Raw genomic sequence first — 5968 nt, forward strand, 5'->3', positions numbered from 1 at the left:
TATCCTCCTAACTATTTAAAGTTAGGATTATTTTGATATAAAGTGGCTCTCATTTCAATTGCGTTGGTGGCTCAGTTTTAGCTTAACAAATACACCAGGTAAACGCCTAAAATCACGGCAAAAACATTCAAAGACTTGGTCAAAAAGTTTAAAAAGGCTGTGAAAAAAGCAGTTAAAAAGGCCAAGAAGTATGTAAAAACAGTTGTAAAGGCAGTTAAAAAGGCAGCGGTAAAAGTAGGAGGCAAAGTTGCTAACACCTACAATGCTTTTAAATCCGGTGGATATAAAGCAGCGCTTTCTGCGGCGGTAGATTGTATTCCTTTTCTCGGAAACGCCAAAGCTGCATATGAAACCATCGTTGGAAAAGACCCAATTACCGGACGGAAATTGGAGACATGGGAACGTGCAGTATCCGGTGCATCTGTTTTCGGTGGTCCAGCTGTTAAAATTGCTAAGCGTGTAGGTGGAATTGCGGTTGGAGGTAAGCAGGCCGGAGGAGCAATAAGTGGTATTATTGCTGGTGGGAAGAAAGGCAATACGACTCCTAAGCCAAAGGATAAAAATCCAAGTCAGAATAATGTAGACGACTTTAATCCGAGTACAGCTACAAACAAGCAAAAAGGTAATTATGGGGAAATAAAGTCAAGTGACAATTTATTAAACAATCAAAGTTTAAAAGATGCTGGATATGACTTAAAGCCAATGGGTAGGGGTGCTCCATCAAGTGTAAATGATAAAATTGTAAAAGGGATTGACGGATTATACCAAAACAAAAATGCAGATTCAAATATCAAATATGTTATTGATGAAGCAAAGTTTGGTAGTTCACAATTATCGAAAACACCTAAAGATGGACCACAAATGTCAGATGACTGGTTGAAAGGTACGAAAACCAAAAAAAGTAGAATATTGAAAGCTGTTGATGGAGATGAAGAATTAGCGGAACAAATTGAGAAATCATTGAAAAAAGGTGAAGTAGACAGAGTTCTATCAAAAGTTGATAGTAGTGGAAATGTAAAAACATATAAGCTAAATGCAAAGGGCGAAATAATTGGAGAATGGCCTTAACTCAAAAGCTAGGAGGAATCAAATATAATGAGAGATCGTTTGTGTGTGAAAGAAAAATGTATAAGAGGAATAGAATACCGAAAAAAGTTTATTAAAGAAAATAGAGAGGATATAAAAAGTTTGGAAGAGGATGAAAAAAATGATATTCAAAGATATCCTAATGATAATAAAAGTATTATAGAAGAAACCTATCTATCGAATTTTATACATGAGTTAAATGATATTATTGCAAAATATTCCTTAGGTGAAAAAATTAATACAATGGTAGAAGATTTTGAGAATGCCATTACTGATTTAGAGAATAAAGGGGAAAGAGAGGTTGGATATTTAAATCTACTTTGGATGATATCTTTAGGGATTTTATTAGAAACTGATAAAAAGAATATTGTAAGATTAGCCAAGCTGGTTGAGATAGAAAATATTAAAGATTCTGTGATTGATTTTTTATTATGTGCTAGTGATATTGAATACACAAAAATCACCAATGTTTATTTTAAGGAAAATCCGTATGCAAAAACAAGAGAAATTATAGAACTTGCGCAGACCGATAAGAAAGAAGCATCTAAAAGATTGCAAAAGTATATGGAGAAAGAATGGTTTAAAGGCCATTATGATTATGAATGGAAAAATGCTCATAAAGAACCTGGATATATAGGGTTTTGGAGCTTTGAAACAGCCGCACTAGCAAAGATATTAGAACTTGATGATACAAGCCTAATAAATAATAATCACTATCCATATGAACTGACACACTACAAAAATTCAATGAAATTCAAACCAATCTCCCTAAGCGAATACAACGCTGAGCAAGAGATTGAAGAGATAGATGAAATAATAGAAGGAATTGAAAATAACCCTTTATTGGAAAAGATAATTCCAACAAGGTGGCACTCATTTGTCAATGAATTGATACAGGATTATGAGGTTATGGATGATAGTAGTTTTTATGAAAAATACAAAAAACTTATAGGGTTAGATCAAATCTTGCTTTTATCACAAGAATTCGAAAAAGAAAATGTGGAAAAAAATCTGTTGGGAAGTTTAATTGTTTTTGCAATGACGGAAAAAGGATATATACTGCAGTTGGATTATAAAGAAGATGTGGAAGAATACTATTCAGGTATGAAAAATTATTGGAATGATACAAGATCAAAGCTGATTCAATTTATCTTAAATAATGATCAAAATTATTATGCTTTGGTACCGATGGATGCGAATGTTGGAGAGTTATATGAAGTTAATGTTAAAGATGTAAAGGAATTTGATTAAGAAGTCAGTACTGTTTTGTTGGTTTAAAGAGAACTTTAGGGAGTATTGTCAATATCGAGGGATCTGTTAATAAAGGTATATGGAATAAATTAAAATTGAATAAATGATAAAATGGTGGTAGTTGGAAGTTCTGACTGCCACCATTTCTATCTCATCGGGAGGAAGCTGCCGTTGTCGCCACGGTGTACGAAAGGACGGCGACTCCAACCGAAAATAACCGGTCCCCAAACATCCTACTGGGGTACGCCAAAAGGCAAGAACATCAGGCTAGACCCACAAACTGTCACATTTACTGCACAAGAAGGCGCGGTTTTCCTAAAGTTGGATCAGGGAAGCGGAGTAGAAGTACATATTAAGCATCCGCTTACGCTAAAAGCCAACGATATCACCTTTGCTGGGAAAAGCATTTCGATGAGCGCAACAGAATCTATGCACTTGTCATGTGGCTCCAGCAGTCTCGTGCTAGACGGAATTACCGATATACAGGGACAGATTGTGAAAATGGAAGGCTCGAAAAAAGCACCTGTGTCCGTGTCTGATGCATCAGAAGACGGAGCTGGCCTTGAATCTGCCCTAGACGTCATGGGCATGATCCCTCTTGGTGGGGGTGGTGCTTAATGGCGAAGAAGGGGAAAGGTAAGAATATAGGTTTTTTGGAGCGATAAGCAGCCTCCTTGGTTGTATACCTGCTGTTAGGAGTGCAAAAAAAGCAGTAGGAAAGGCCATTAAAAAGCAAATCAAAAAGGCGAAAAATAAATTAAAATTAAAGAATCTCTTGAAAAAGCTTAGGAAGAAGCGTAAGAAAAAGAGAGGTAAGTTTTTTACAAAGGCCAGGAAGCTTAGAAATAGGCTATCCAGGAGAAACTTGGTCAAGAAGATTAAACGGGCAGCGAAAAAAGCAATACTTACAGTGAAAAAAGCAACTGTTAAGCAAGCAACTAAAAAGGTCAGTAATGCGACCAAAGCTGCTGTCAAACAAGTCAAAAAGAATGAAACAGCTCAAAATCTTAAACTAGTTTCTATGGGATTAAATTACATTCCTGTTTTTGGAAATATTAAGGCTTTATATGAAATGACCACTGGAAAAGACATGATTACTGGACAGAAAGTGGTAATTCCAAAAGGTGGATCAAAGTATATAAATTTAGAAAGCTCCTGTCCTATGCCTCGGAATAAAGGTAAAACTAAAAAAGAAAAAGAACGTGAAATAATAGACAAATTTATAGAAGAACAAAGAAATCATGAAAAGAAACTATTAAAATCTACATTTAATTTCTTTTTCGAAGATATTGAAACAATGTTAAGTCCTGACTCAACATTGAAAGAACGAGCTGAAGCTGCATTTTATACATTCTATAAACCTGCGAAAGTGGCTGATAAAGCAAAAGATGGAGCAAAAATTATAGAAAGTCAGGCAGAGCGAATCAAAAAAAATGTAGATGAAAGTGCAAAAGCAAGAGATAGTTCTAAGTTTGATGAATATACAAAAAAAGAAAAAGAGATAACAGGAAATAGGGGTACGGGTAATGCTATCAGTGTCAGCCGTGATACCATTATTGATTCAGCAACACAAGCTAAGAAAGGCGGAGAAACGATTGTAGGTCATGCGCTACAAAAACATGGAGGAAGACATCCCGATATTTGAGGCAAAGTTAAGGGTGGCTCAGACCAAATTAATCAGACAGCAAAGAAGCATTTGGAGGAAATTATTGATGCCCAGGTGACTTTATTAAAGTTACAAACGATAGGGGTATCACATTCGTAGAAAAGAGATTGCCTGATGGTCGTGGAGTAAGACTTAATCAAGATGGAACATTTAAGGGCTTTATTGACTAATAAAAAAGGAGTAGATAGTTTGGAAAATCTTGAAATTATTCTAGAAGACTTCCGAAAAGATGAGTTAGATAAACTAGTGTTTGAAGAACTTAAGATTAGTTCACCAGAAATAAAGTCATCTCATTTCTTTGATAAGAATAGTGGAGATGATATTGAATTTCATCAAATTAAAAGTTTCCAGGAAATACTCACACCGTTAGGAACGGGAAATGTATTTCTGAACCAAATAGAAATAGGGTGTAGCTTAAATAATGTGATGATAATATTTTCCTTTGATAAAGATATAGGGGATATTACTTTTAATTTTTCAGAAAGAGAGTTATTAGTAGATGAGAGAACTGAAATTAAGCTGAAAGCTAAGAAAATAGTAGAATCTCTTTTAGTTCTAAAAGACAAATATAATATTCCAAAAATAAGAATCGGTTTTGAGCCTGCATCCGATGATGATAGTTGCTTATTGGTGATTGGTCAGGAAGCAATTGATTTAGAAAGTGCTATTGAACAAATTTTGAGATAACACTTAAAATCTATAGAGGCACATTTAAAGTGTACCCTTTGTAAAGGACATTAAAAAATGGGCAACTTATTTAAACTATATCTTATAAGGTAGACACCTTGAAACAGAAGTATCTCAAAATGAATCGCAATCCTTATAAATGTTCAATTTGTGTTGACATTCCAGTAAATTATTTTTGAAATCTTGAGGAGTGAAGTGACCCCTAAAAGTTAGACACGGTTATTTCATTAGGCCAGCTTAGGTTAAGTGAGTTCGGTTTTGCAGTTTTGCACCGGACTCGTTTTAATTTTGCCTTAATCCGTTTCATATTATAGTAATTTATATATTTTTCTAATTCTATTTTAAAATGCTCTATACTTTCAAATTCCTTCATGTAAAGGAATTCAGATTTCATAATTCCAAAGTAATTCTCCATGACTGAGTTGTAGTAACAGTTCAAAATCAACTGAAAAACGGAGAAGTTAATATGTCTAGTTTGGAATCAATGATTCCTTCAAATATTCCAAAGTAATTCGTGTTGAATTAATTCCGAAAAAAGGAGGATAGAAATAAATGGTATATTTAAATGAACTTGTTGCCCAACTTCAAAAAGATAAAATTCCTATGCAACCTTGTACAAAGGAAGAAGTAAATGAAGTGAAAAAATTGATAGGAAATAATAAACTTCCTGAAGCTTACATTGAGTTTCTTGAAGTAATGGGTGGAGGAACAGAGCATACTTTTTTACGAGGTGAGTCATGTTTTTTTGACGAGTTATTGGAATTAAACGAATGGGGAGCAGAAGTATTAGAAGAAAATAACGTGCAGTTGAGCCTTACTCCTAACGACTTTGTATTTTGGATGAGTCAAGGGTGTATGTTTTGTTTCTTTAAATTAGATGAGGGTGAAGATCCTGCAGTCTATTTTTATTCTGAAGGCAAAAAGAAAGATGGTTTTTATAAGATTACAGATACTTTTACAGAATTTTTACAGCGTAGGTATATTAAAGATAAGTATATTTTTCAAAAAAGGGATTAAAAGGTTATTTTAATTTACTATGGATATTTTTAGCTCACAAAATCATAATTGCTTCATTACAATAGTTATTATCATAAGCTAAAAAAGCTTTTCATCTACTCAAACAGCTCATACAACCATTTTATTGGTAAGTGTGAGCTGTTTATTTTTGCATTGTGACAAAGTCTGTATTTGTTAAGCTAAAACTGAGCCACCAACGCAATTGAAATGAGAGCCACTTTATATCAAAATAATCCTAACTTTAAATAGTTAGGAGGATAT

The 5968-nt window shown here is 34.0% G+C and carries 5 protein-coding genes and 3 pseudogenes; 7 read left to right on the forward strand and 1 reads right to left on the reverse strand.

Annotated features, from left to right (window positions below; all coding sequences use genetic code 11):
• Positions 1-159: 159 nt before the first annotated feature.
• The 6 genes and pseudogenes from ACFXN8_RS26105 to ACFXN8_RS26130 form a co-directional block, all read left to right on the forward strand.
• Positions 160-456 (forward strand): annotated as a pseudogene (locus tag ACFXN8_RS26105) (pre-toxin TG domain-containing protein); the annotation flags it as partial.
• A 123-nt stretch (positions 457-579) separates the two neighbouring features.
• Positions 580-1068, forward strand: a pseudogene (locus ACFXN8_RS26110) (hypothetical protein); the annotation flags it as partial.
• Positions 1069-1095: 27 nt separating this feature from the next.
• Positions 1096-2337 (forward strand): PoNi-like cognate immunity protein, encoded by a 1242-nt coding sequence (locus ACFXN8_RS26115; protein ID WP_386848285.1) that lies wholly within the window; start codon positions 1096-1098, stop codon positions 2335-2337.
• Positions 2338-2508: 171 nt separating this feature from the next.
• Positions 2509-2955 carry a hypothetical protein gene (locus ACFXN8_RS26120; RefSeq protein WP_386848286.1) on the forward strand — a complete coding sequence of 149 codons (447 nt, stop codon included), beginning with the start codon at positions 2509-2511 and terminating at the stop codon, positions 2953-2955.
• A gap of 247 nt (positions 2956-3202) precedes the next feature.
• A complete protein-coding gene (locus ACFXN8_RS26125; protein WP_386848287.1) occupies positions 3203-3982 on the forward strand; it encodes a pre-toxin TG domain-containing protein in 780 nt (259 codons plus the stop codon).
• Between the two features lie 210 nt (positions 3983-4192).
• On the forward strand, positions 4193-4690 hold the full coding sequence (locus ACFXN8_RS26130) for a hypothetical protein (protein ID WP_386848288.1): 498 nt from the start codon (positions 4193-4195) through the stop codon (positions 4688-4690).
• Positions 4691-4892: 202 nt separating this feature from the next.
• On the opposite strand, the pseudogene ACFXN8_RS26135 reads toward ACFXN8_RS26130, so the two are convergent.
• A pseudogene (locus ACFXN8_RS26135) lies at positions 4893-5126 on the reverse strand (IS3 family transposase); the annotation flags it as partial.
• Between the two features lie 116 nt (positions 5127-5242).
• Here ACFXN8_RS26135 and ACFXN8_RS26140 point away from each other — a divergent pair.
• On the forward strand, positions 5243-5707 hold the full coding sequence (locus ACFXN8_RS26140) for an SMI1/KNR4 family protein (RefSeq protein WP_386848289.1): 465 nt from the start codon (positions 5243-5245) through the stop codon (positions 5705-5707).
• Positions 5708-5968 lie beyond the last annotated feature (261 nt).

The sequence above is a fragment of the Lysinibacillus sp. NPDC059133 genome, from assembly GCF_042755925.1.
GTDB lineage: Bacteria > Bacillota > Bacilli > Bacillales_A > Planococcaceae > Lysinibacillus.

Excerpts from the sequence above, each read along its gene's own strand:
- ACFXN8_RS26115 (WP_386848285.1), top strand. The coding sequence starts at position 1,096 with ATGAGAGATCGTTTGTGTGTGAAAGAAAAATGTATAAGAGGAATAGAA.
- ACFXN8_RS26140 (WP_386848289.1), top strand. The coding sequence starts at position 5,243 with ATGGTATATTTAAATGAACTTGTTGCCCAACTTCAAAAAGATAAAATT.